Here is a 26,394-nt window from a genome sequence, read left to right on the forward strand (position 1 = left end):
CGATTTACCCTTGAAGTTAGAGTGAAAGATGGAAGTTGAGCTAGGAGTTCCAGTGTCTGAATCCCCAACCCAAGTCTGGACCCCGCAGAGCTGGCGAAATTTTACCGCACACCAACAGCCAAAGTACGCTTCTGCAGAGGCAGTGGCCCGAGTGGCCAAGCAATTGTCCGGCCATCCGCCGTTGGTATTTGCCGCCGAGGCTCGTGAGTTGCGTCGGCAGCTTGCCCATGTGGCGGAGGGCAGAGCCTTTCTGTTGCAGGGAGGGGACTGTGCCGAGTCTTTTGCCGATTTTAATGCCAACCGGATTCGAGACACTTTTAAGGTGCTACTGCAAATGGCAGTGGTACTGACTTTTGCCGGTAACCTGCCGGTGGTCAAGGTCGCCAGAATGGCCGGGCAATATGCCAAGCCCCGCTCCGCGGATACCGAGACCATTAATGATATCGAGCTGCCCAGTTACCGCGGTGATATTATCAACGGTATCAATTTTACTGCGGAAGCACGCCAGCCGAACCCACAGCGCATGATCACCGCCTACAACCAGTCGGCAGCTACGTTAAACTTGTTACGTGCCTTTGCCCAGGGAGGGCTCGCTGACTTGCACCAGGTACACGGCTGGAATCTGAGCTATCTCAAAAACAATCCCCAAAGGGACAAATATGCGCAGTTGGCGGAACGCCTGCAGGAAGCACTGGAATTTATGGCGGTGTGCGGAGTCACTTCAGAAAATACCCCCGCTATTCGCGAGACAGTACTTTACACCTCCCACGAAGCGCTGCTGCTCGAATACGAGCAAGCCCTGACCCGCATCGATAGCCTTACCGGCAAATGGTACGACTGCTCTGCACATATGCTGTGGATAGGAGAGCGTACCCGCCAGCTAGATGGTGCCCATGTGGAATTTCTTTCCGGTGTCTGCAACCCCATCGGGGTGAAGGTGGGCCCCGCTATGCAGCCTGATGAGCTGTTGCGCCTGATTGACAAGCTCAGCCCGGAAAATGAAGCCGGTCGTCTCACCCTGATTACGCGCATGGGCGCTGACACCCTGAGTGACAAGCTGCCCGCACTGCTACGGGCTGTACAAAAAGAGGGGCGTAGCGTGGTGTGGAGCACTGACCCCATGCATGGCAATACCGTCAAGGCCGGTAATGGATACAAGACACGGGATTTTGAGAAAATTCTGCGTGAAATCCGTGATTTTTTCTCGATCCACTGGGCCGAAGGTAGCCATCCAGGCGGTATCCACCTGGAAATGACCGGTGAACACGTCACTGAATGCACCGGAGGCGCTTGGAAAATATCCGAAGCTGACCTCGCCAGCTGCTACCGTACCCAATGCGATCCACGACTGAACGCCGACCAGGTTTTAGAGTTGGCTTTTTGTGTGGCAGAATGGCTGCGTGGTGGACATGCTGCTTAATGGCTGTGGAATAATACTTACCCCCTAAACCAACGCCGGCATTCCTTGTCGGCGTATTAATTTCAGCCATTTCCTGGCGATTATTAAATGGTTTAGGAAGGCTTGCTTTATTGCGTGGCTATTCAATACCGTTTTGTTTGCCAAATAAAAGACCACCGCAAAGCTCCTGAGTTCCTGTTATCAGTCCACTGTGGGAATAGGGCAGCCCGAATCCGGCTTCCAGCCAATTGCGGGGCACTTCACCCTGTAGAGGGGTTGCAAGGATTTAGCGCCCTTTCACAGCTTCTATACTAAACCAAGTCGCTTTCAATTTTCTCACTGCTTTCATGCAGAAGCCGGGTCAACGCCTCCATTTCTGGCATTTCTGCAAAGCGTGCACCCGTTTCGTCAATGGTATCCCAGAGGGCTTTGGAGTCTACATACAGGTGTGCAACTACCTGACTGTGCAGCTCGCCATCAATAAGACCGGCTGGAACCCAAAAGTAGAGGGTTTTACTCATCAGGTGGGGTACCGTGCAGCCACAGCTGCTACAAAAGTCTGAGCGATAGCCTGTGTTGGTCCTGTAAGAGGAAATTTTGTCCAGCCCGCGTACCCAGCGAAACTGATCGCGGGATATAAGCATGGCGGTATCTGAAGCGGAGCCAGTCAACTTGCGACAAAGCGAGCAGTGGCACTGATAGAGACTGGGTATTGGCTCATCCAACTGAAACTCGACAGCACTGCAGAGGCACTTTCCATTCATACCTTCCTCCTTCTCCTAGGCTTTTACTCAGGATCTTGTTTTAATCGCAATAGATTAGCAACAATATTCCAGACCGGCATAAAGCTCCTACAATGTGATGCGAAAATAAATGCCAATTGTCGCGAAGTATCACGAAAAATTGTACATTCAGGCATTCTCTATAGAATTCTTCGCACATGTAAGTGGATAAATAGTATCCTTTCTCTTTCCAATGAACCTATCGCTAATGGTATTCATAGACAAAAGTGGGCATCACCCACTAGCGCTGGGCATCAACCCCCTGTGGGAAATCAGCACGCTGGGCCGATAGCCATTGTGATATAAGTGAGATATCGCTATTGGACGTCCGCAAAGGTGGTGGGAGGAACTGGCGTGTGGCAGTAGGTGTTTTCACATCCATTTTCAGAGCATCTGCTTCTGGAGCGAACGCTTCTTCCCTTGCACTGTCTTGAATTCAGTCATGGTAGAGAAAAAACGGGCTTTCGCCCGTTTCAATACGCCTCTTCCTGTGAGTGACGGCTTCTTATAGTGATTTCTTTCTGCCTCTTTGACTTATTGTCGAATTTCTTCAGTTGAATCTAAGACAGCCTGGGTAATCCCCCCATTTTTACCTGCAACATTATCTGGTGACTCTCAAATTCACAGTATCTAATGACTCTACTCATGGGTAATCACATTATCTGGTGACTTTAGCTGTTTTGTTGGCCTGGAGTTACTTGTTTCTATTCCTGGCACAGCATCTGCTGGCTCGACAGCTGCTACTGCACACCTTAACCTGGTTCCGTAGTGGGTTCGGCAATCTCCTCCGAAGCCTTTGTGGATTTAATTTCGAGCTGCATGCGGTCGAGCAATGCAATACCGCCAGTGGTCAGCACTAGTCGGTCTCTGTGGTTTCAGTAAACAAGTTTGCGCAGGATCAATATCTTCTCCACTTCCTTTTCGAAGCTGTCCTTCAATCCCACTGCGCGCATGATTTGTTAGTATTCGTCATTGGTGCCAATTTTCTCAACCTGATCTCGGATAAGGCCTGTTTGATGGGTGGTGACCACACTTGTTAGCAGCAGCTGGGTGGTACCGCGTACCAGAATGACCTGTATTCGCCTGGTCGCGTCGGAAAGGGCGCAAACCCTCAAACACCAGATTCGGTTATAACTCGTTGAATCCAGGATGCAATCATTTGGCGGCCGGGTTCGTTTATAGGTATGTCTATTGACAATTAACTAACCTACTACCGGGTCGGAAGGAAAAAGTACCTTTCCCCCAGGACGTGCTGTGAATACACCCCTGTACACTCGTAATCGGCCTCCATACCTCATACGGTCCTGGGAGAGGGGGGTATTTTTCCCTCTTGCTCTACTAGTAAGACACTCCATAGGAGCCTCCAATGAAAAAGGCAACGGCCTCTACTACTATCGCTGGAATTCTCGCCCTTAGCGGTGCAACTCAAACACTAGCAGGTGTGCCCGATCAACCCAGTAAATGGGAAAAATGTGCAGGTATTGCTAAAGCAGGTCAAAACGACTGTGGCGCATTAGACGGCAGTCACGGCTGCGCCAGTCAGGCTAAAAGAGACAACATGGATACCGAGTGGGTATACGTACCACAAGGCACCTGTAAAAAGATTACCGGTGGCGTTGTCAAAGCCACAAAACCTGCCAAGAAAGGTTAAGGCAGTTCAATGAGTACCTTAATTCAAGGTGCAGGTGTGGGGCTAAGAACGCCCCACCTTTCCCACCTTTTAAACGAAAGACCTGATGTACCCTGGTTAGAATTACTGGCCGACAATTGGTTTGCAGAAGGTGGTACGGATCTGGAACTATTGGAAGTCATTACCGAGCTCTATCCGGTAACCCTACATGGAGTCAACCTATCTTTGGGAACCTTAGATCCTCTGGATTTCGATTACCTGGAGAAAATTAAACAACTTATGCAAAGAACTCATACCGCCTGGTATTCGGAACATTGCAGTTTTTCCTCTTTTGAAGGTAAAAGAACGCCCGATTTGTTACCACTCCCATACACCCATGAAGCCCTTCGTCATATTTGTGATCGCATTGATCAGGTTCAGACTTTTCTGGGGGAAAAGCTCCTGATCGAGAATATTTCCTGTTATGTGGAGTGTGCCGACAATCAAATGTCGGAGGCAACATTCATAGGTGAGGTTGCTCGCCAAGCGGGCTGTGAAATTCTCCTGGATATCAATAATCTATACGTCAATAGTGTGAATCACCGCTTTGATCCTATTGATTACTTAAATGAGTTACCTCTCTTCAGTGTTAAACAATTGCACCTTTCAGGACACGATGACAAAGGCCTATTCTTACTGGATAGTCATGGCTCAGAAATCATCCCAGCTGTGTGGGAGCTGTATGAATATCTCATATCCAAAACCGGTGATATTCCAACCCTGATCGAATGGGACCATGATATCCCATCATGGGAAACACTGATGATGGAGTGTCGCACAGCACAACACATCCTGAATCGGGCAAACACCACTGCCGGAATTAAGGACATCGCATGAAAGGGAGCACACCCCATCTTGCCAGCTGGCAAAATAATATGATTGCCAGTGCACAAGCTAAAGGACATAAACCCATTCTCGAAGATCTATGTCAGGCATCTTCTAGATTAGATGAACGGATTTCAGCTTACAAAAATAACTACCAACAAACGCTGATAAACTGGTTGTCATACGCACATCCAATGGTATACAAGCTGGTTGGTGAGAAATATTTCATACAACTGGCAAACGATTACCTGAACAGCCATGTACTTAACGATCAGAATTTTAAGCACTACGGCGCATTATTTTCTAACCATCTGTCACGCATATTGGTAAACCGTAATGAATTGAAAGAGATTTCATTTGTCAGTGACTTAGCAAAAGCCGATTGGTTATTGCATCAAAGCTATTACGCAAAAAACCGTGTTCCCTTCAACATTCAGGCATTTTCAAAGCTGTCGCCCGAACAACAGTCCAGCGCAACGCTATCGTTAGCGAAAGATTTTTTTCTGATTGATTCTCACTGGCCACTCCAGGATTTGTGGGAATTTCATCGAGAAGTAAAACCCATTGAACAGGTTACCAAGTCCGAGGAAAAATTACATTTCGTGATTGTGAGACAGGTATCCCGACCGATACTCATGAAGATTGACTCTCTTGAACGAAGCTTTCTGCAAGCGGTTATAGACAGGATCCGCTTACGTTCCCTAAGCGAGGACATCGCCCATCTACCAGCCAAATGGATTGAAATAGGTTGGATATCGGACTATATGGTACATTAAACATGACTTTCTCTCGGAAACAGCTGAATAGTCTCTACCGTTATGCCCTGTCGCTATCAGGAAATCCAGACGACGCTTATGACTTATTGCAATCCGGTCTGGAAAAAATAATTTCTGTAAAGCGAACACAATCCGTTAACCTGGCTTATGTACGCAAGAGTATTCGCCATCTGTTTATTGACCAATGCAGACGGCAACAAATCATTGTCTTCGAGCCACTCGAAGAAGAAAAATTAGCTATGCTTTCTACTGAACCACTCGAACAGATAATAATTAATGAAGTCACCGTTAATCTACTGATGGAGGACTTGGAGCCGAGAGAGAGAGAATGCCTGTTCCTATGGGCGGTACTAGGATACACCGCTGCCGAGATTGCAAATGAAACGGGAGAATCACGGGGCACAATTCTGTCCCGGCTTTATCGCGTGAAGAAAAAAGCACAAAACTTGTTAGAGCAAAATACGCTATCGGAGGTGCATAGTGAATAAACCTTTGAAGGAAGCGTCTAAGAGTTATTTCGACAATCAGTCCATATCCGACGCACAGTTTGAGAACATTGAAGAACTTGTACGGGGTCTTGATGTATCTGAACCTAAGCATGAAAGCACTCCGGAAGAGCCATCCCGTCGACGATTAGGCATGTTCTCACTATCCACCGCTGGCTTAGTCATGCTAGTAGCATTGGCAACACTTGTTTTTCCTCCGTCAGAAAAAGAACTTTCTTATGTTATCGCCAAAGAGGTTGCGAAAAACCACATAAAGTTAAAACCCTTGGAAATATCCAGTTCACGTTTTGATGTGGTCAGTGATTATTTTACTGAGCTGGATTTCTCTCCTGTGCCCTCTGGGCATTTTAACCACTTCAACGTCGATATGTTGGGTGGAAGGTATTGCTCAATTCAAAGCGTTACCGCAGCTCAACTTCGGTATAAAGGCGCTGACGGTAAACCCGTCACGCTTTATGAAGTGGGTTACAATAAAGATATCTTCGGCCCACTACCAAATATCGAAAAAGAAGAAGAACCCGCTATTTACTATGTTAATGGATTAGAAGTTCAAATATGGATTGAAAAAGGCTTGTTAATGGCCAGCGTTAGGAGTTAGCAGGCTGATGAAAAGCCCACCCTTCCCAGAATCTCTGAATTTATTTCCTGAGAAATTTCTCGTGCAGGGAATTTATTGATTTGAAGTTTCCGTACCGATAGATCCTGAATCTAGATTGATCAAAATACAATCATATATCGACGTGTTATGTAAGCGTCCACCCATCACACCTTGTCATTCTTCACTCAGTTATGCGGCAGCAGGTCAAGGTGCCGAAGGTCCGTACTAAGGGCGGAAAGCCAGTAACCTTCCGCTCAGCCTTGGTGCCGCCGTATGTACGCAAGGCCCGCTCACTATACGTGGCTCTGCCGTGGATATACCCGAAGGGTGTTTCAACCGGCGAGACGGAAGAGGCCCTGTCGATACTTGTTGGCTCGGAAGCGAGAGGCCTGTCAGCCAGCACGGTGGCTTGCTTAGTGGATTAAAAAAACGGGCGTATAGAACTATACGCCCACTCTCAATACCTCTCTTCCTGTGAGCGACTCTTTCTTGTAGTAAATTCGTTTCTACAATCTGGTGTCAGTGATTCTGTAAAGCAAAACCTCATCTCTAGTATCCATAAACTTCACTCTATGTGGCGTTCAGCCAATATAAAAATAGGAAATATTCTCAAAGTCACCAGATGGTGTTATTTGAGTCACTTAATGCTGTGACTCACAGGTATTTACCACTGCAGTGCGCCGCCGGTCTGGTATTCGATAACCCGTGTCTCGAAGAAGTTTTTCTCCTTGCGCAGGTCCATAATTTCAGACATCCAGGGGAAAGGGTTCTGGGCGCCGGAGAATTGCTCTTTCAGGCCCAACTGGCTGAGGCGGCGATTGGCGATAAAGTGCAGGTACTCCTCCATCATGTTTGCGTTCATACCGAGTACGCCGCAGGGCATGGTGTCACGGGCGTAGGCCACTTCCAGCTCCATGCCCTCGAGGATCATCTGGGCCACTTCTTGTTGGAATGCCGCGGTCCATAAGTGCGGGTTTTCCAGTTTGATCTGGTTAATCACGTCGATACCGAAGTTCAGGTGCATGGATTCATCGCGCAGGATGTACTGAAATTGCTCAGCAACGCCGGTCATTTTGTTACGGCGGCCCATGGACAGAATCTGGCTGAAGCCACAGTAAAAGAAAATACCTTCTGTAACGGCGTAGAAAGCGATCAGGTTGCGCAGCAGTTCCTGGTCGGTCTCCACAGTGCCGGTTTTGAAGTTTGGGTCGCCGATGGCCTGGGTGTGAGACAGGCTCCAGGCAGCCTTCTTGGCGACGCTGGGCACCTCGCGATACATATTGAACACTTCGCCTTCATCCATCCCCAAAGATTCCACACAGTACTGGTAGGCATGGGTGTGGATGGCTTCTTCAAAAGATTGGCGCAGCAGGTACTGGCGGCACTCGGGATTGGTGATATGGCGATAGATGGCCAGTACCAAATTATTCGCTACCAGGGAGTCTGCAGTTGAAAAGTAGCCCAGGGAATACATTACGATGCGACGTTCGTCCCCGGTCAGACCGTTGGGGTCTTTCCACATGGACACGTCTTTATTCATATTGATTTCCTGTGGCATCCAGTGGTTGGCGCAACCGTCCAGGTATTTTTGCCAGGCCCAGTCGTATTTGAAGGGCACCAACTGGTTGAGGTCAGCGCGGCAGTTGATAATGCGCTTTTCGTCCACCTGGATACGGGCCGCACCCATTTCCAGTTCTTCCAGGCCGGGCGCCGGGTCGATGGAGGCAACCGCCGCACGTGCGGCTTCAACGGCAGTGGAGCCACTTTGGGCCGCTGGCGACACCGGAGTAGCTATCGGAGCTGTGGCTTCCGCCGCGTAAGAAGCGCTGGGCTCTTGCACGGATTTCGCCCGGGCCTCCGGCGCCGGCCGCGGTTTGCTTGCCTTGTCGGATTGTTGGGGCTTTGTGTCGAAGTCGTCCCAGCTCAGCATAGTTGGCCCTTTTGATCTGTTTTGTTATCGAACATTCGATAAATTGCCTTTGGTTTTCCTGACTTGATACTCACAGGGTAAGGGGGGTCAGGGGTAATGCACCAGTTTTCACCGGCAGTTGTCTATTGCTGCCGGTATTTTTAACCTGCCCGAGTATAAAAACTCTGTGCCAGATCAAGTATCGCCTGGCTTTTTAACCTGCACCTTCCCGTCGGCATGAGCCGTTGTTGGTGAAGGCTTTTGGGTTGTGTGTGATCCGGGTACGGCAGTTTATATCCTGGCTGCTTCCGGGGAATGTGCGTGGTGAGCAGGTCGCAAACGATCCCCGGCCCGTGCATGTATACCGGCATGTTTTATTGCCGGATGGGCCGGGGTCGCTGCGCATGGTCATGCCCGCACCTGCGGTTACGACGCTCTCCCCCGAGAGTGGGTACAGGCCCCCAAGGGGCCGAATTTACTGGCAGGCCTCACAGTCTGGATCATCCAGGGAGCAGGCCTGGGGCACTGTGGCTGCTACCGGCGCCTGCTCTGCAAGAGAGGCCGCTGCGGCCATACCGTTGTCTCCGTTCGCGCTGACGGCATTCAGGGTGCCATGGCTCACGGTGGATTTTTCGGTGGTGGTGGCGGCCAGAGCGCGCAGGTAATAGGTGGTTTTCAGGCCGCGGAACCAGGCCATTCGATAGGTCAGGTCCAGTTTCTTGCCATCGGCGCCGGCGATATACAGGTTCAGGGACTGGGCCTGGTCGATCCATTTCTGGCGACGGCTGGCGGCGTCCACGATCCAGCGTGGCTCCACTTCAAATGCGGTGCGGTATATCGCTTTCAGGTCTTCCGGTACACGATCAATTTTTTGTACGGAGCCCTCATAGTATTTCAGGTCATTGACCATCACCTGATCCCAAAGGCCGCGATCTTTCAGGTCGTGGACCAAATAGGGGTTTACCACGGTGAACTCGCCGGACAGGTTCGACTTCACATACAGGTTCTGGTAAGTCGGTTCGATTGACTGGGAAACCCCGGTGATATTGGCAATCGTCGCCGTAGGGGCGATGGCCATCACGTTGGAGTTGCGTATACCCTGGGTTTTCACTTTTTCGCGCAAGCCATCCCAATCCAGAGTGGAGCTGGCGTCCTGCTCGATAAACTGCGGTCCTCGCTGCTCGCTCAGGATCTGGATAGAATCCAGTGGCAGGATTCCCTTGCTCCACAGGGAGCCTGCATAGGTCTGGTACTTGCCGCGCTCGACCGCCAGATCGCTGGAGGTGGAGATTGCCTCAAAGCTGATGGCTTCCATGGTGAGATCGGCAAAGGCAACTGCTTCGTCGCTGGCATAGGCGATCCCGGCTTTGTACAGGGCGTCCTGAAAGCCCATTATTCCCAGACCCACGGGGCGGTGGCGCACGTTGGACTGGCGCGCGCTTTCAACGGCGTAGTAATTGATATCGATCACATTGTCCAGCATGCGCACAGCGATCTTTACAGTGCTTGCCAGCTTGGCGCGATCGAGTTCACCGTTGTCAGCGATGTGCTGGGCCAGGTTGACCGAGCCCAGGTTACAGACGGCAATCTCGTCACCGGCTTTGGTGTTGAGGGTAATCTCGGTACACAGATTGGAGCTGTGTACCACCCCGGCGTGTTGCTGCGGACTGCGCAGGTTACAGCTGTCTTTGAAGGTGATCCAGGGGTGGCCGGTTTCGAATAGCATCCCCAGCATCTTGCGCCACAGGTCTTGTGCACGGATCTTCTTGTACAGCGTGAGGGCGCCTTTTGCGACCATGCTCTCATAGTGTGTGTACCGCTGTTCAAATGCGCTACCGAACAAGTCGTGCAGGTCCGGGCAGTCGGCCGGGGAGAAAAGAGTCCACTCACTGTCTTCGAACACACGTTTCATAAATAGGTCGGGCACCCAGTTGGCGGTGTTCATATCGTGGGTGCGGCGACGGTCATCACCGGTGTTCTTGCGCAGCTCGAGAAATTCCTCGATATCCAGGTGCCAGGTTTCCAGGTAGGCACATACAGCGCCTTTGCGTTTTCCACCCTGATTCACCGCTACCGCGGTGTCGTTGGCGACTTTCAGGAAGGGAACCACACCCTGGGATTTGCCGTTGGTGCCTTTGATGTAGGAGCCCAGCGAGCGCACCGGGGTCCAGTCATTGCCGAGGCCGCCGGCCCACTTGGACAACATGGCATTATCGCGGATAGCGCCGTAGATTCCGTGCAGATCATCCGGTACCGTGGTCAGGTAGCAGGAGGATAATTGCGGGCGTAGGGTACCGGCGTTAAACAGGGTTGGGGTGGAACTCATATAGTCGAAGGAGCTCAACAGGTTGTAGAACTCCACCGCGCGCTCATTCCGGTTTGCCTCGTGAATGCTCAGGCCCATGGCGACACGCATAAAAAAGATCTGCGGCAGCTCGAAGCGAATATCGTCGCTGTGCAAAAAGTAGCGGTCATAGAGGGTTTGCAGGCCAAGGTAGGTGAACTGGTGATCGCGCTCGCTTTTCAGGGCCTGGCCGAGTGTTTCCAGGTCAAAGGTGGCCAGGGCCGGGTCGAGCAGCTCCAGTTCAATGCCTCTTTGCACGTAGGCGGGCAGTGTGGAGGAGTACAGCCTTTCCATCTCGTGTTGCGTGGCGCGCTCTGCAATGCCCAGAAAGCGTAGGGTTTCGGCACGCAGCTTATCCAGCAGCAGGCTGGCGGTGGCATAGGTGTAGTTGGGTTCCTGCTCAACCAGGGTGCGGGCGGTAATGACCAGTGCGGTGTTGATGTCGTTTTCGGAAACACCATCGTACAGGTTCTTCAGGGCTTCATTCAGAATTGTCTCGCTGTTGACGTGCTTGAGACCTTCACAGGCTTCGCGGACAACGGTGCGCAGGCGCTCCATATCCAGCGGTACCAGGCTGTTATCGCTGAGCTTTACGCGAATACTTGGGTGGGCGTCGGCTATTTGCCCGGCCTTTCGGCCTGGTTTGTCCCTCTCTGCACGCAGACGGGCGCGCTCTTCACGGTAGAGCACATAGTCGCGGGCAACTTTGTGTTCCCCGGCGCGCATCAGGGCGAGTTCCACCTGGTCCTGAATCTCCTCAATGTGGATGGTTCCACCAGAGGGCATGCGGCGATTGAAGGTGGCGCTGATCTGCCGTACCAGTTCCTCGACCAACTCGTGGACACGGCTGGAAGCAGCGGCAGTGCCACCTTCAACAGCGAGAAAAGCCTTGGTTACTGCGACAGAAATTTTGCCGTCGTCATAAGGTACAACGGTGCTGTTGCGCTTAATGACGCGGATCTGGCCCGGTGCGGTGGCAATCAGGGTGGTGCCGCCACTAGTCTGGCCGCTGGTGGTGCCCGATTTTTCCCCGGGCACGGTTTGAGAGCGCCCTGTCTCTGTGTGCATGAAAATCTCCGAAAATCTGTACTGTTGCCTGTTCGCCTGTATGCGGAGTAGCTTGTGTGCAGCGGGTTCATTACCTTGCCAGTGAATCCCGTCCGCTCTAAAACAAGCGACTCAGCGCCCCGCTCTCAGCAGGGTATACCGGCTGGTACTTTTGGCTGAAAATGTATCTGGCCCGATTGCCCACGATCCTACTTTGAAGCAAGAAACGATCTGACGCCCATTGCCAAAAGTTTGCCACACCGCCGGAATCGGCCCCGTCAATTGGGGGTGCTCCTGACTCATTACCCCAATATATAGGGGTTTGTCCTTGATTAGGCTACAAGATAATGCGGTAGGGGCACTAATTCAAGGCGAATAACCTTGTGGTTGTTTGTGGATAAATTGTGGGTAGACGCAATAAGTCAGTAGTCACTTCTATTCCAGGCCCCGCCATCATTGAGCTGCAATGAAATTGGTACCTGGGAAAAAAAGCCGTTACAGATCCTTACAATTTTTTTAAATAGAGGAGGCTATCTAAATTAACAAAAGCAATAATCAGTTGAAAGTGGCCGTAATCTGAGCAATATGGTACTCAAATAGTCCATCATTTGGCGTGAAATTAATGCTTTAATCTCGTTGTATGAAATCTCTAGTTGTCCAAAAAGCGAATAGGTAGTTGTTTTTTGCATCAGACCTCTTCCACTGCCGAAGAAACTTTGCTAGGCGGAAGAGTCGGCCGAGAAAAATCACTGAGAATCGATGTAAGCACCAGTGCCGGGTACTGGCGAGGAGTATTGCACGCCCGCCGGAGCCGCTTGTTAAGCGCTGTGTTCCTGTAAAAACTCCATTAGCGCTTTTTGTGCATGTAGGCGGTTTTCCGCTTCATCCCAGACTACCGAAACCTTCCCGTCTTCCAGGAGGTCGGCACTGACTTCTTCACCGCGATGGGCCGGTAAACAGTGCATAAACAGGGCATCGCTGTTGGCGTGGCGCATCAGCTGGTGATCGACCATGAAGGGTTCAAACGCCCTGGTGCGCACCTGCTGCTCTCTCTCCTGTCCCATGGAGGCCCAGACATCCGTGGCAACCCAGTCGGCACCGCGCACAGCGTCCACAGGATTATGCACAACTTTCACCTGCTCCCCCCCCGCCGCGACCAGATTGCCATCCGGCTCGTAACCCTGTGGGCAGGCAATGCGCAGTTCGAAACCGCACAGACGTGCAGCATTAATATAGGAGTGGCACATGTTGTTGCCATCGCCGACCCAGGCCACCACTTTGCCGTCAGGGCTGCCGCGGTGTTCCACGTAAGTCTGGATGTCGGCGAGCAGCTGGCAGGGATGGTAGCTGTCGGACAGGGCATTGATCACCGGAACCCGCGAGTAAGTGGCGAAGCGTTTCAGTATTTGATGGTCGAAGGTGCGGATCATGACCATATCCACCATTCGCGAGATCACCCGCGCGCTATCCTCAACGGGTTCACCACGTCCCAGCTGTGTGTCGCGCGGTGACAGAAAGAGGGCGCTACCACCCATTTGCGCCATGCCGGCTTCGAAGGAAACACGGGTGCGGGTGGAGGATTTTTCGAAAATCATTCCCAGCACCTTGCCGCGGAAAAGTTCGGTCATGATGCCCTGGTTGCGCAGCTTTTTCAGTTCGATTGCGCGCTCAATAATCTGTTTGAGTTCCTCTGCGGATAAATCCATCAAGGTGAGAAAGTGTCTGATCGGCATTCGTTGCTCTCCTTCAGTGGTTCCCTGGACGGTTTACTGTGCAAATTGTTGAATCAGGGTGCTGACTGTGTCGACCAATTGATGGCACTCGCTATCTGTCAGTGTGAGTGGCGGCAAAAGGCGGAGCACATTGCCGGCTGTTACATTAATCAGCAACCCTTGCGCACGGGCTCTTCCCACCAGTTCGCCACAGGGGCGGTTTATTTCTATGCCGATCATCAGGCCCAGGCCGCGGATTTCCATAACGGCTGGGCACTCAGTGAGCCGCAGCCGCAGTGCTTGTATTAAGTGTTCGCCCAGTTTTTCTGCGCGCTCAATCAGCCATTCACTCTCCAGTGTCTCCAGAACAGCGAGGCCGGCGCGGCAGGCCAGGGGGTTGCCGCCAAAGGTTGAGCCGTGGCTACCGGCGGTAAACAGCTGGGCCGCCTTGCCCCGAGCCAGACAGGCGCCGATAGGGACACCGTTACCCAGTCCCTTGGCGGTAGTGAGTACGTCCGGCACTATCCCTGTATGCTGGTAGGCAAACATTCTACCGCTGCGACCATTGCCGGTTTGTATTTCATCCAGTATCAGCAGCCAGTTTTGCCTGTTGCAAAGGGTGCGCAGTTTCGGCAGGTAGTCCGCATCGGGTACGCGGATACCGCCTTCGCCCTGTACGGGTTCGACAAATATGGCGACGATGCTGTTGCACTCTGCTGCAAGCTGCTCAATGGCCGCGACATTGTTAAATGGCACCCGCAAAAAGCCCTCGGGCAGGGGGGCAAAGCCCCGCTGCACTTTTTCATTGCCTGTCGCCGTAAGGGTGGCGAGGGTGCGGCCATGGAAGGCACCTTCCATCACCACAATCTGTGGTGATGCCAGGCCCCTCTCACTGCCGAGCTTGCGGGCCAGCTTGATTGCGGCCTCATTGGCTTCGGCTCCGGAGTTGGAAAAAAACACATTGTCCATACCAGACACGAACGCCAGTCGGTCGGCTAGCTGTTGCTGTGCCGGAATGTTGTACAGGTTGGAAACGTGTAGGAGGATTTTGGATTGATCCTGCAGGGCCTCGGTGATCTTGGGATGGCAGTGACCGAGACCGCACACACCGATGCCGGAAATGGCATCCAGGTATCTTCGGCCCTGCTGGTCCCACACATAGTTACCCTCTCCCCGGGTCAGAGTCAGGGTTCTCTCGCCATAGGTGTCCATCAGCGTGGGGGTAGCCACTGTGGTGCCTCCTTTTGGTTGTGAACTAAGTCTATTCAGGTTTCCGCAGAAAGTTCGGAATTATGGCTTTAATTCCGAGAAATGTTCTGTGCAGGTCATGCTAGCACAAGCTAGGTTGCGCGTATGCTATTCATTCGACTTTTTATACCTTAACAGCCTGATAAGGTATTCGGTGGGCTGGGACTTGATATGCATAGGGGCAGGTACTTCTTTTACCCCGCACTAGGGTACAATGCTCAGCCAGTGCGCTATGGCTGGGTGCCGGTGCGGTAAGCACTGAATGATTGTTTTGCTTCCACCACATGAGGTTTTTCATACTTATGGATACATTGGAGAACATCCAACAGCAGATTGCTGACAACGCCATTCTGCTTTACATGAAAGGCAACCCCAATGCCCCACAGTGCGGTTTTTCCATGCGGGCCTCCCAGGCAATGATGGCCTGCGGTAAGCGCTTTGCTTATGTGGACATTTTGTCCAATCCGGAGATTCGCGCTGAATTGCCGAAGTACGCCAACTGGCCAACTTTTCCACAGTTGTGGATAAAAGGGGAGTTAATTGGTGGCTGCGATATCATTATGGAAATGTACGAGAATGGTGAATTGAAAAACCTGATTGATGAGGCGGCTGCCGAGAGTGAAGGTGATCAGTAAAGTCGCTTCTGCTGGAAATTAATCCGCAGGCAGATTTTGTCCGGTAAAGCGATAAAGTAACCGCGGCTTTGGCCGCGGTATTGGTGATGACGGGTAGCATAGTGGCATTGCAAAAAATCAGTCGGATGCTTTTTCCATTTGGGATTGCAAGTAATTCTGGATGCCCACCTTGTCAATCAGTTCCAGTTGGGTTTCCAGCCAATCCACGTGCTCCTCTTCGGACTCCAGAATTTTTTCCAGAAGCTCGCGGCTGACGTAGTCGCGTACAGACTCGCAGTAGGCGATAGCTTCGCGCAGATCGGGAATCGCTTTAGATTCTATCTTCAGATCGCATTTGAGCATTTCCTCGGTGTTTTCACCAATCAACAATTTGCCCAGATGCTGTAGATTCGGAATGCCTTCCAGGAAAAGAATCCGTTCGATTAGCCAATCGGCATGTTTCATTTCATCGATGGATTCGTGGTATTCCTGCTTGCCCAGTGCCTTTAATCCCCAGTTGTCGTACATGCGGGCGTGCAGGAAATACTGGTTGATTGCGACCAGTTCATTGCCCAGCACAGTGTTTAAATATTCGATCACCTTGGGATCGCCTTTCATCGCTATTGCTCCTGTAGCCTTGTTAGCCCGATTGGGGTGGCAGAGAATGCCTGTGTGATAGTCGCTCTCGAAATATCGGCATTACCGTGTAATGCTGCCGCTACCCCCAGAACTCGCGCCAGTCAGTGATCGCGATTTTCTGCTCTGGGATAACCCGCCAAGTCAATTGGATACCGGGTTAATCATAGTCAGTGAGGATTGTTGGTCGTTAAAGTTTGTGGCTGGCCGATTTTCATAAATTATTGTAGAGCGATAACGGTAATTCTGGGCGAGTGTGCGTTGCGAAATACAGCAAGTCAAGAAAAAGTTATTTACCGCAGAAAACAGAAAAATTCAGGGTTTTAACACAAATCCGGCCAAAAACCCCAACGAAAATGATTGCGTTTCCGTCTACCTGAGTAGGGGTGAAGCAATGAATATTTTCGAAAATTATCGGATTAAATCGAAAGTATGATTGAGAACGATTTTTATTTTCCAGGTTGTCAGGAATGGAAAAACCGCCTTCTCTGAAACATGGTGAGAATATCTCCTTGTGAGGCCTTAGTTGGCATACGGCGCCCTCTCATAAGTTCTTGAAAGAGGATATGCTCTCCCTCCACTGTGATCTGCAATGGGGATTACGTGATTCTTCAGCCGCTTTTTACATTTAAAGCGCATAATGGTTATTGGAGCTTGGCGCAAAAAGGTCGAGGGAATATGGCACTGGGCATCATCGGTTATCCAGAGCGGTAGGTGTATCCTTGCTTTTACAGGGCGCTTGGGGTGGTAAATGATCCAGGCTTGCCGTGCCAAGGCTGAGCAGAGAGCGTTCTGGAATTAGGGGGGGTGCCTGGAAAGCGCCAGGCGAAGAACTGCTTAAGTCGGTAAAATTGTACTTTGAGTGGCAGTCTTCACTTAGTGTGTAAAGCCACGGTGGGCTGTGGTTGTAGAGCAGGTGACGGGAAAGCCGGGATTAGCCGGCGGAATAAAACAGACCGGTGTTGGCAGAGGTGATGATGCCTGCGCTCATGGTTTCTTCAATGATTTCCTTGGTCAGCTCAGCACACCGGCCACATTGTGAGGATACGCCGAGGTGATGCCTCAGTGCCTTGACTGAGGTGGAGCCGCCATAGACAGCTTCTTTGATTTGGCGGTCAGTTATGCCTTTGCAGATACACACGTACATCGTTGCGTTATCTTCGGTCAATTTCAATTGTGCAAATTGTATTGCAGTTGAGAATGAGTGTCAATAATATTTCGAAATAGCCCAGTATTATCCCTTTGGGTTTCCCTTTTCAGTCAGTCAACCGCCGGGCTAGGTGCCCGTTGTTGGATCGGATCAGGTGACGCAGTTTCGCTATCAACCTCATTTAAAAAATTTATGGGCCTGAAATCAGAGGGTGTGTATCATAGCCCCCCACTATCACATCTTAATTGATTTATAGCCGTTGCGTATAAATTGAGCATCATATACATCATCAACAAACCATCATTGGATTGAGGAGGTTTTTTATGGCAGTTTTGGTAGGCAAGCCAGCCCCGGACTTCACGGCGGCGGCGGTATTGGGTAACGGCGAGATCGTCGATGCCTTCAACCTGAAAGAAACTATTGAGGGGAAGAAGGCAGTAGTTTTTTTCTATCCACTGGATTTTACCTTTGTATGTCCCTCTGAACTGATTGCTTTTGATCACCGCTTTGCCGAGTTCGAAAAGCGCGGTGTAGAGGTCATCGGCGTTTCCATCGATTCCCAGTTTTCACACAATACATGGCGTAACACCCCCGTGAGCGAAGGTGGCATTGGCGCGGTGAGATACACGTTGGTTGCTGATGTTAAACACGAAATCTGCCAAGCTTACGATGTGGAGGCTGACGCTGGTGTTGCTTTCCGCGGTTCCTTCCTGATCGATGAGGAAGGTGTGGTTCGCCATCAGGTTGTCAATGACCTGCCGCTGGGACGCAATGTTGACGAAATGTTGCGTATGGTTGATGCCCTGGCATTCCACCAGGAACACGGAGAAGTTTGCCCGGCAGGCTGGCAGGAGGGCGATAAGGGGATGAATGCTTCACCGCAGGGTGTAGCGGCTTACCTGAGTGAGCACGCCGAGGAATTATAAATTCGGCTGTTTGCTGGAGGGGAATCTCCAAGTCTAAAAAACCGCCGAAAGGCGGTTTTTTGTTTCAATATGCGCCAATATACCGTCTGGCAGTTGCGGGGCAGGAGTTCCTGTGGGAGATGGCTATTCGCGACTAGAATCCTGCAGTCAGTCTTGTGTGGCGCCTAAATAGAGTTTTTGCCCACAGACTGCTAATCTTATCTGCAAGTATTGGATTGCTTTGGCGGCTCGATTTACGTATGAGACCTGCAATTCTGTCAGATATCGTCTACCAACTGCGCATCGGGAAAGCGTGGATCCTTCTTTTCATGTTGCTTGTGAGCGGACTTGTGCTGCCTGCAGGTGCGGTTGATATTGATGCCAGGGCCAAGGCGTTTGACCGCTACTTTCACCAGTTGATGGTGGGCAAGTCCATCCCCGGTGGCGCCTACGTGATTGTTGATGGCAATCGGGTGGTTGCTATGGGCACCTACGGCGTACGGGTCAGGGGTAAGGCTGGCAAGGTGAACCGGGATACGGTATTTCGCCTGGCTTCAGTATCGAAAACATTCGCCGCGAGCATGGCCACCATGCTGGAGCATGAAAAGCGCTTCAAATGGAGCGACAAGGTGGTCAATTATATTCCTGACCTGAGTTTCAAAACCCCGGCTTTATCGCGCAAGCTGCAGGTAGAGCATCTGTTGAGCCACTCCTCGGGTCTGACCCCGAATGCCTACGACGATTACCTTGAGAGCAACAAGCCGCTCAGCAAGATACTGCCAAAGTTTGCCAATATCGACCCCCGCTGCACACCCGGAAAATGTTATGGCTACCAGAATGTGCTGTTCAGTCTGATAGAGGATGTTATCTACGAGGCTACGGGAGTCTCTTTTGCCAGGCAGCTCAAGCAGCGTATTTTTATTCCCCTGAATATGCAAAATGCCTCGGTGGGCTGGGAGAGCTTTATGGCCTCTGGCAACCGCGCCGCGCCCCATGTGCAGACTGGCAAGGGCTGGCGACCGGTGAAAGTGGAAAAAGAGTATTATTTTGCTGCGCCCGCCGCCGGGGTAAATGCGAGTATCTCCGATATGGCCCAGTGGTTGAAGGCGCAGATGGGCTACTACCCCAAAGTGCTGTCTCCCGAAGTGATTGAAGATATGACTACCGAGCGCGTGGCCACTCAGCGCCATATGCGTCACCGTATCTGGCGGGATTACCTATCCCATGCCGGCTATGGCCTGGGTTGGCGCCTCTACACGATTGGTGATGACCGCATCATCTACCATGGTGGCTGGGTGGCGGGCTTTCGCGCAGCGGTGGCTTACTCCGAAAAGGAGAAGATTGGCATCGCAATTTTAATGAACGCGGAATCCCGCGTGATTTCTGACTTAACCGCAAATTTCGTGATCGACATTACCGGCAAGGGCAGCCTGGTCACCGCCAAGAGCGGTGGAGACCGGTAGTTACCCGAGTACTGCTTTGGTTTCCTCCCCTTGAAACCCGCCTGTGGGTCCCAATATCTGTTACCTGTTCCAATAGCCGTGACTGGGGAGACCTGATAAATGACCGTTGAGGCCCAAAAAGAGAGCCATGGATTCCAAACGGAAGCCAAGCAACTACTGCACCTGATGATCCACTCGCTGTACTCCAACAAGGAGATTTTCCTGCGCGAGTTGGTTTCCAATGCTTCCGATGCCGCAGACAAGCTGCGCTTTGAAGCGCTGTCCAAGTCCGGGCTGCTAGGTGATGATACTGACCTGCGTATCCGCGTTGAGTTTGACAAGGAAGAAGGGACTCTGACGATTACCGATAATGGTATTGGTATGAGTCGCGATGAAGTTATCGAAAACCTCGGTACCATCGCCCGCTCCGGTACGTCCGCATTTATGCAGCAGCTGACCGGCGACCAGAAAAAGGACGCGCACCTGATCGGAAAATTTGGTGTGGGTTTCTACTCTGCGTTTATTGTTGCCGACAAGCTGGACGTCTTTACCCGTCGCGCAGGCCACAGCGTGGATCAGGGAGTGCATTGGGAATGCCATGGTGAGGCGGAATACTCGGTGGAAACTGTCGAGTTGCCCCAGCGGGGTACCCGCGTGGTGTTGCACCTGAAAGAGGATGCTAAGGAGTTTGCCGACGGTTGGCGCCTGCGTTCTATTATCAAGAAGTACTCTGATCATATCGCGATTCCTGTGGAAATGCTGAAAGAGCAGGCACCGGTGGCGGAAGGTGAAGAGCAGGAAGAAAAAGCGCCTGAGTTTGAAGCAGTCAATGCCGCCCAGGCACTCTGGACCCGTCCCAGATCCGAGTTGAAATCCGAGGAGTATAAGGAGTTCTACAAACATATCTCCAGCGATTTCGACGATCCCATGACCTGGAGTCACAATCGGGTAGAGGGCAAGCTGGATTACACCAGCCTGATGTATATCCCAGCGCGCACACCCTTTGACCTCTACCAGCGCGATGCCGCTCGCGGCCTGAAGCTTTACGTTCAGCGTACCTTTATCATGGATGACGCCGAGCAGTTTTTGCCATTGTACCTGCGCTTTGTGAAGGGCGTGCTGGACTCCAATGATCTGCCCCTGAATGTATCCCGCGAAATTCTGCAGAAAGACCGCAATACCGATGCGATCAAGAGTGCCCTGACCAAGCGTGTCCTGGATATGCTGGACAAGCTGGCGAAAAAGGATGCGGATCAGTATCAGAAATTCTGGGACCTGTTCGGCAATGTGTTGAAGGAAGGCCCGGCCGAGGACTTCTCCAACAAAGAAAAAATTGCCAAACTGCTGCGTTTCGCCACCACCCACACCGATACGGAGAAGCAGGACCAGTCCCTGGAAGAGTACGTTGGCCGCATGAAGGATGGCCAAAAGGCTATTTACTATGTGTGCGCAGATAACTTCGCCACTGCCAAATCCAGCCCCTATCTGGAGGTGTTCCGCAAGAAAGGCATTGAGGTGCTGCTGCTTACCGATCAGGTGGATGAGTGGTTTGTGGGTCACATGAATGAGTTCGACGGCAAGCAGTTTCAGGATGTGGCCAAGGGCGCCCTGGATCTGGGGGAAGCTGAAAGCGAGGAGGATAAGGCCGAGCGCGAGAAAGTCGAGCAGGAGTCCGGTGCCCTGGTTGAGCGGGTTCAGGCGGTTCTGGACGGCCGCGTTGAATCTGTGCGCGCCACCACCCGTTTGGTGGATTCCCCGGCGTGTCTGGTGGTTACTGAACAGGATATGGGGCCGCAAATGCGCCGCATTCTGGAGCAGGCCGGACAGGCGCTGCCAGAGGCGAAGCCTGTTTTTGAGCTGAATCCGTCTCACCCACTGGTGCAGCGCCTGGATCAGGAGCAGGACGAAGACCGCTTTGCGGATCTCACCAGTATACTGATGGACCAGGCCAACCTGGCGGCGGGTAATCAGCTGGCGGACCCAGCAGATTATGTGCGGCGCCTGAATACGCTGTTGCTGGAAATGCACGCTTAGAGCCTTCTTCCGATATCGATTCAATGTATCGGATGGAAGAAGGGCGCGGCGAAACCCGTTGAGGTTCTGCCGCGTTTTTTGCCCCCGGCTTCTACTTCACCAGCCTATTTACCCGATTGCCCCAGCTAGGTATGGCCTCCATGTACAGTAGAGGAGCCAATCCCTTGCCGGCATGTCCGAGGTTTGTATAACCTGTATTGGTATCGGGTGCAGTGTAAACCTTTGAGCTCTGTGGTTCGTAAGCGCTGGAGACTGTTTGCCCGACTGAGGTGATCGCACCGCTCAGTCTGTGGCTGTGTGAAAACCGCAGGTGGTAGTGTCGGTAATTTTAAAAAAGGAAATGGTAAAGAAACCCTGCACCAGTAGCCATGCCCAGGATGACCACCAAGAAAGCTACAATCATCTGATTCCTGAAAATTGATTTCAATAATATCACCTCGGTCAAACTTGCCCCTGCGCTGCCGATGATTAACGCCATCACTGCACCCAGGCCCATGCCTTTTGCCGTCAGTGCCGCACTTAATGGGATAACGGCCTCTGCCCGAATGTAAAGAGGTATCCCGATAATCGCGGCTACCGGAACGGCAAAAGGGTTGTTCTCACTGGCTACATGTGCCACGAATTCTGTCGGCATAAAACCGTAGATCAAAGAGCCAATGGCAATGCCGCCAAGGAGGAAGGGCAAAACCCTTCTAAAGTCAGACCAGGTGGATATCCATACTTTTTTCCAGGTAGCAACCGGTTCCGTTTTTTCTCCACAGTCGGTACTGCATTCGCTTGGTTTCGGCTCCTGATAGGATTGCGGTTTCACATATTTTTCGAATCCCAATTTTTCAAGGATAATGCCGCCAAGTACCGAGACACTCATGGCGACAACAAAATAAAATAGGGTAACTTGTGGCCCGAAGGTCACTATAAAGAGTCCGATGATAATGGGGTTCAGCAAAGGGCTTGCGAACAAGAAAACCATCATGGTTCCGAATCCAGCCTTTGCCCTCAGCAAGCCCTTTAGAAAGGGTATGGTTGAACAGGAACAGAAGGGTGTGATTGCCCCGAGGAAACCGGCAGCAACATAGCCATGACCATGCTTGTCGCTCAGTATCCTCTGGATTCTTTCCGGTGGTAACTTGGTTTGCAGGTAGCCAACGGCGTAACTGATTACCAGAAATAGACCGGTAAGTTCAGCCGTTAGAAGCACAAACAGGCTGGCTGACTCAATGAACATTTCAGCGCTGATAGTCATTTTGTTTTCCCGTAAAACTATATTTCTAGAAAAATAGAAATATTATTGTCTTATGTCAAGCTATTTCTGGTAATATGGAAATATCTGAATTGCAGAGGGTATCACCGTGGACTTAGAGGTTGCTGCAAAGGCGCTGAAAGAGTTGGGGCATCCAACCCGCCTGGCGATTTTTAAACGCTTGGTGAAGTCGGGGCATCAGGGTCTGGCGGTTGGTGCCCTTCAGGAAGAATTGGGCATTCCTAATTCAACCTTGTCACACCATTTATCAAGCCTTGTTTCAGCGAACTTACTGTCACAAAATCGAGAGGGGCGAACGCTATATTGCCAGCCTGACTACGGGCACCTTCAGGCAGTGGTAGACTTCTTGCAGGAAGAATGCTGTTCGGATCAAAAGTGAAGTTATATTTTCCAAGGTGGTCACCATGTTCGATCGCTGGCTTGAAGTCATGCAGCTTACGTTTCAATAATTCCTCCCAGCCATGAGTCGTTCACGACTTTTTAAAATGCCACTTCGCGCTATCTGGTATCCCTGTGGTTGCGCCCGGTAAAACATACCGCACAATCCTGGCCTTGAGTGTCAAAGCGTATCTTCCGGACACATACTATCGGATCGGTAGGAAAAAAATGCCCTCTCCCAGGATGTGCTGTGAATACATCCCTGTACGCTCGTAATCGGCATCCATGCCTCATAGGGTTCTGGGAGAAGGGTATTCTTTCCTCCTACTTTACTAGTATGTCTCCTGGGTTTGCTTAATAGGTATTCTATGCTTGAATAGGTAGAAAGGCTGCTTTCAAGATGTCGCAGTATTAAGAGCGATTTCGATATCAATCTGTGCTCGTCTCTTTATCTGTGTCCTTAAGTATCCTCTCTTTAATTCACAAATTGTTTTTCGCCGGGATCTGGGCAGTTGAAGGTTACCCGGTGCATTACTCTTGCGCTTGAAAGATAGAATCTGTGGAGATGGTGGGTAAGCGCATATGACTTGAAGCAGTCTGTTTACAGAAAAGATCGATAGTCAAAATGTTTGCGATATTATTTGAAATTTGAATCGGTATTTCAAGGTCGATACCAAATAAGCGCATGGAAGTTGGCTGAACTGTAAGGTTGATAAATGCTGATTTAATCTGCCCGAGAAATAACCATTGGTGGTTGTAACTGCTGTTAGAGGAATGTTATAACGATCACTCGGATCAAGGGAGAAATAAAGGGCAGTTCGCTTAATTTCGTTCGAATTATTTTAAAAAAGATACAGGGATTTGTCATATGACTGCAATAAATAGACGACTACCTTTGATTATAAAAAGCGCATTCGCAGTTCTACTATTTTTTTTATTTTCAAGCAGTACCCAGGCACATATCGGCGACTTCAGTTTTGCCACCTTTAATATGCAAGGTGCAAACAGTGATGCCGACAGCACCTGGGAGGTGGACGTTAAAGGTATTTTAACCGGTGAGAGAGAATATCTGGGGGCTTCGCGGGATTTGGTGGCGCTACAAGAGGTCGGGGCGGTGCCAGCCTCGGCCGGTGCGCCCCTCAATAGTTGGGAAGATCCCGAAGCGCCCGGAGCGATAGTCTCAGAGTACAGCTGGACCGTAAACAGACAGACCTACTATATTTATCACCTGCCTGTCTTCGGGGATCATGACACCCCTTCCGATGGCCGGCGTACCAATATTGCCATTGTTTCACGGTATCGGGCCAGTGATGTTTATATTCATGCGGCAACCGAGGGAACAAGTCGTGAAAGTTTCGGAATTACCATCAATTCAGGCGCTCAAGGCAGCACCCCTACCACTGTCTACACCATCCACGCCGGTTCATATGGGCGTACCAGGCTTAATAATGCAGATACCATACTGGAGGAGATCGCGCTGACCCATGCCGGTACTTCCTGGTTGGCGTTGGGGGACTTTAACCGGGATCTGGAAAATCATGAATACCCGGATGCTAACGGCAACACACTGCCGAACCTGACACCGACCTTACCAAACGGGAGTCATCTCTACAGGAGCTTTCAGCCAACACATGTCTTTCCAACCAACGATGAAAGACCCGGGGAGCTTGATTTTGCCGTTTCCAGTGATTTCATTGCGGGTTTTGGCGGGAGGAACCTGCCGATTTACTCAGATCATGCAGCCGTAGGATTCCAGTTGGGCGGCGCTGCTGGAGAAGGCCATTTGGCGCTCCGTTTAAGGGATAAAACCAAATGTGTAGAGGTTACTGGGGGGCAGTCAACCAACGGGGCCAATCTTCAGTTGTGGGACTGTGAGAACCGGCCGGGACAGCGCTGGTCATTCTCACCGGATGGAACCATCCGCGCTATGGGGTTGTGCATGGGCATTGATGCAAATGATCAGTTTAACGTGCAATTGCAGGTATGTGTTCCGGGAAGCACAAGCCAGCGGTGGGCTGTGGATCATCGGAATGGTTTTATTGAAAATTCACATGGAGGACTGTGCCTGGACGTCAACAGGCACACCGGCGGTGCCAATGCAAATGGAGAAAATATTGATCTGTTTGATTGCGATAGGCTGGCCTTCAAGGCAGATTATTCCTGGGTAATCCCCGCCAGAGAAGGCAATCTGGTGCCTGTAAAGGACTATAACAAGTGTGTTGAAGTCAGCGGCGCTCAAACCGATAACGGCACCCAGATCACTATTTGGGAATGCATGGATCTTCCTGCGCAGGTGCCGGAACAGCGTTGGACCTTTTCAACTGATGGCACTGTCCGTTCGCTGGGCAAGTGCCTGGATAATTCCGGCGGTGGCAGTGAAAACGGCAACAGGATTCAGCTTTGGGATTGCAGTGATAATAGCAATAATAGTCACCAGCAGTGGCTGATTGCCAAAAATCAGCTAAAAAATCCCTATACCAACAAGTGTTTCGACCTCAGCCAAGGCAACACGTCAAATGGAAATGATGTCTGGCTTTGGGGCTGTAATGCATCGAACCGCAATCAGCAATGGCTTTATCCAGAGGTGCAAGGTCGCTTAATGCTTGCTGACAGCAGTGTTCTTGACTGCCTTGATGATGAGGGTGGCCAGCTGCTGGATGGTGATTGTAAACCTTATAACGACCAGGAGGCTGGAAACCAGTTTTTGCAAATCAATATTGATGGAAGCATCTACAATGACGGTAAATGCTTGGATGTAAACAGTAGCCAGGCGCATCAGGTTGAATGGCGTGTATGTAATGGTTCGGATGCACAAAGGTGGTATATCGATAACGATCTGCGCTTGAACAATTCGGTGTACTGGCCGCTGGTAATCGATGCTTATTCCCTCTCTGAGACAGAATTTATTATGTGGTAATTTGTAGTCCGGAAATCCGACCCGGTCTGACAGCTTTCACGGTAATACAGTGCTCTGTCAGGCCGGTACTTTCAACACCTTTCTGATTTGAAAAAAGACGCGGATTCAACCTTGAAGTGCATACCATTTATGCGGCTTGTGCCGCCAAGTAATTATCCATTAAATCTTCTGGTGTTTCAAAGCCTAATGTTTTCCTTGGGCGGTTATTTAAATCGCATACCACTGCATCAACCTCCCCCTGA

Annotated in this window: 20 protein-coding genes and 1 pseudogene; 13 read left to right on the forward strand and 8 right to left on the reverse strand. The window is 51.0% G+C overall.

Annotated elements, in window-relative coordinates; all coding sequences use genetic code 11:
- Window positions 1-52 precede the first annotated feature (52 nt).
- A complete protein-coding gene (locus tag ACL7TT_RS17930; protein ID WP_459564501.1) occupies window positions 53-1,420 on the forward strand; it encodes a class II 3-deoxy-7-phosphoheptulonate synthase in 1,368 nt (455 codons plus the stop codon).
- A 290-nt stretch (window positions 1,421-1,710) separates the two neighbouring features.
- Here the strand turns inward: ACL7TT_RS17930 and ACL7TT_RS17935 are convergent, their stop codons facing one another.
- Window positions 1,711-2,163 (reverse strand): GFA family protein, encoded by a 453-nt coding sequence (locus tag ACL7TT_RS17935; RefSeq protein WP_413397469.1) that lies wholly within the window; start codon window positions 2,161-2,163, stop codon window positions 1,711-1,713.
- 1,384 nt (window positions 2,164-3,547) lie between these two features.
- On the opposite strand from ACL7TT_RS17935, the gene ACL7TT_RS17940 reads away from it, so the two are divergent.
- The 6 genes and pseudogenes from ACL7TT_RS17940 to ACL7TT_RS17965 form a co-directional block, all read left to right on the forward strand.
- The gene (locus tag ACL7TT_RS17940; RefSeq protein ID WP_413397471.1) at window positions 3,548-3,832 is read left to right on the forward strand and encodes a BufA1 family periplasmic bufferin-type metallophore; all 285 of its coding nucleotides are present in this window, start codon (window positions 3,548-3,550) and stop codon (window positions 3,830-3,832) included.
- Between the two features lie 9 nt (window positions 3,833-3,841).
- Window positions 3,842-4,687 (forward strand): MNIO family bufferin maturase, encoded by an 846-nt coding sequence (gene bufB / locus ACL7TT_RS17945; RefSeq protein WP_413397473.1) that lies wholly within the window; start codon window positions 3,842-3,844, stop codon window positions 4,685-4,687.
- Window positions 4,684-5,451 (forward strand): HvfC/BufC family peptide modification chaperone, encoded by a 768-nt coding sequence (locus ACL7TT_RS17950; protein WP_413397475.1) that lies wholly within the window; start codon window positions 4,684-4,686, stop codon window positions 5,449-5,451. The genes bufB and ACL7TT_RS17950 overlap by 4 nt, the downstream gene beginning before the upstream one ends.
- Window positions 5,452-5,453: 2 nt before the next feature.
- Window positions 5,454-5,939 (forward strand): RNA polymerase sigma factor, encoded by a 486-nt coding sequence (locus ACL7TT_RS17955; RefSeq protein ID WP_413397477.1) that lies wholly within the window; start codon window positions 5,454-5,456, stop codon window positions 5,937-5,939.
- Entirely contained in the window at window positions 5,932-6,555 is a 624-nt protein-coding gene (locus ACL7TT_RS17960; protein WP_413397478.1) for a hypothetical protein, read from the forward strand. Before ACL7TT_RS17955 ends, ACL7TT_RS17960 begins: the two co-directional genes overlap by 8 nt.
- Window positions 6,556-6,758: 203 nt before the next feature.
- Window positions 6,759-6,971, forward strand: a pseudogene (locus tag ACL7TT_RS17965) (IS256 family transposase); the annotation flags it as partial.
- A 248-nt stretch (window positions 6,972-7,219) separates the two neighbouring features.
- On the opposite strand, the gene ACL7TT_RS17970 reads toward ACL7TT_RS17965, so the two are convergent.
- The 4 genes from ACL7TT_RS17970 to ACL7TT_RS17985 form a co-directional block, all read right to left on the reverse strand.
- The gene (locus ACL7TT_RS17970; protein ID WP_299945841.1) at window positions 7,220-8,485 is read right to left on the reverse strand and encodes a ribonucleotide-diphosphate reductase subunit beta; all 1,266 of its coding nucleotides are present in this window, start codon (window positions 8,483-8,485) and stop codon (window positions 7,220-7,222) included.
- A gap of 454 nt (window positions 8,486-8,939) precedes the next feature.
- Window positions 8,940-11,876 (reverse strand): ribonucleoside-diphosphate reductase subunit alpha, encoded by a 2,937-nt coding sequence (locus ACL7TT_RS17975; protein ID WP_413397480.1) that lies wholly within the window; start codon window positions 11,874-11,876, stop codon window positions 8,940-8,942.
- 797 nt (window positions 11,877-12,673) lie between these two features.
- Complete coding sequence (gene argF / locus ACL7TT_RS17980) at window positions 12,674-13,588, reverse strand: ornithine carbamoyltransferase (RefSeq protein ID WP_413397482.1); 915 nt, start codon at window positions 13,586-13,588, stop codon at window positions 12,674-12,676.
- 33 nt (window positions 13,589-13,621) lie between these two features.
- Entirely contained in the window at window positions 13,622-14,797 is a 1,176-nt protein-coding gene (locus tag ACL7TT_RS17985; protein ID WP_299945835.1) for an aspartate aminotransferase family protein, read from the reverse strand.
- A 320-nt stretch (window positions 14,798-15,117) separates the two neighbouring features.
- On the opposite strand from ACL7TT_RS17985, the gene grxD reads away from it, so the two are divergent.
- A complete protein-coding gene (gene grxD / locus ACL7TT_RS17990; protein ID WP_299945832.1) occupies window positions 15,118-15,450 on the forward strand; it encodes a Grx4 family monothiol glutaredoxin in 333 nt (110 codons plus the stop codon).
- 117 nt (window positions 15,451-15,567) lie between these two features.
- Here grxD and bfr read toward each other — a convergent pair whose 3' ends face one another.
- Window positions 15,568-16,047 (reverse strand): bacterioferritin, encoded by a 480-nt coding sequence (gene bfr / locus ACL7TT_RS17995; protein WP_301417787.1) that lies wholly within the window; start codon window positions 16,045-16,047, stop codon window positions 15,568-15,570.
- Between the two features lie 952 nt (window positions 16,048-16,999).
- Window positions 17,000-17,233, reverse strand: a complete 234-nt coding sequence (locus ACL7TT_RS18000) for a bacterioferritin-associated ferredoxin (protein WP_413397485.1) — start codon at window positions 17,231-17,233, stop codon at window positions 17,000-17,002.
- Window positions 17,234-17,538: 305 nt separating this feature from the next.
- On the opposite strand from ACL7TT_RS18000, the gene ACL7TT_RS18005 reads away from it, so the two are divergent.
- From ACL7TT_RS18005 to htpG, 3 genes are all read left to right on the forward strand, one after another.
- Window positions 17,539-18,141, forward strand: a complete 603-nt coding sequence (locus tag ACL7TT_RS18005) for a peroxiredoxin (protein ID WP_299945826.1) — start codon at window positions 17,539-17,541, stop codon at window positions 18,139-18,141.
- A gap of 239 nt (window positions 18,142-18,380) precedes the next feature.
- Window positions 18,381-19,583 carry a serine hydrolase domain-containing protein gene (locus ACL7TT_RS18010; RefSeq protein ID WP_413397487.1) on the forward strand — a complete coding sequence of 401 codons (1,203 nt, stop codon included), beginning with the start codon at window positions 18,381-18,383 and terminating at the stop codon, window positions 19,581-19,583.
- Window positions 19,584-19,682: 99 nt separating this feature from the next.
- On the forward strand, window positions 19,683-21,596 hold the full coding sequence (gene htpG, locus ACL7TT_RS18015; protein WP_413397489.1) for a molecular chaperone HtpG: 1,914 nt from the start codon (window positions 19,683-19,685) through the stop codon (window positions 21,594-21,596).
- 328 nt (window positions 21,597-21,924) lie between these two features.
- Here htpG and ACL7TT_RS18020 read toward each other — a convergent pair whose 3' ends face one another.
- The gene (locus tag ACL7TT_RS18020; protein ID WP_413397490.1) at window positions 21,925-22,839 is read right to left on the reverse strand and encodes a permease; all 915 of its coding nucleotides are present in this window, start codon (window positions 22,837-22,839) and stop codon (window positions 21,925-21,927) included.
- Between the two features lie 181 nt (window positions 22,840-23,020).
- Here ACL7TT_RS18020 and ACL7TT_RS18025 point away from each other — a divergent pair, with 181 nt between their 5' ends.
- Window positions 23,021-23,236, forward strand: coding sequence for an ArsR/SmtB family transcription factor (locus ACL7TT_RS18025; protein WP_413397497.1), 216 nt, complete (start codon window positions 23,021-23,023; stop codon window positions 23,234-23,236).
- A gap of 1,500 nt (window positions 23,237-24,736) precedes the next feature.
- A complete protein-coding gene (locus ACL7TT_RS18030) occupies window positions 24,737-26,152 on the forward strand; it encodes a ricin-type beta-trefoil lectin domain protein (RefSeq protein WP_413397491.1) in 1,416 nt (471 codons plus the stop codon).
- Window positions 26,153-26,394 lie beyond the last annotated feature (242 nt).

This window comes from Microbulbifer jejuensis (genome assembly GCF_047289955.1).
GTDB lineage: Bacteria > Pseudomonadota > Gammaproteobacteria > Pseudomonadales > Cellvibrionaceae > Microbulbifer.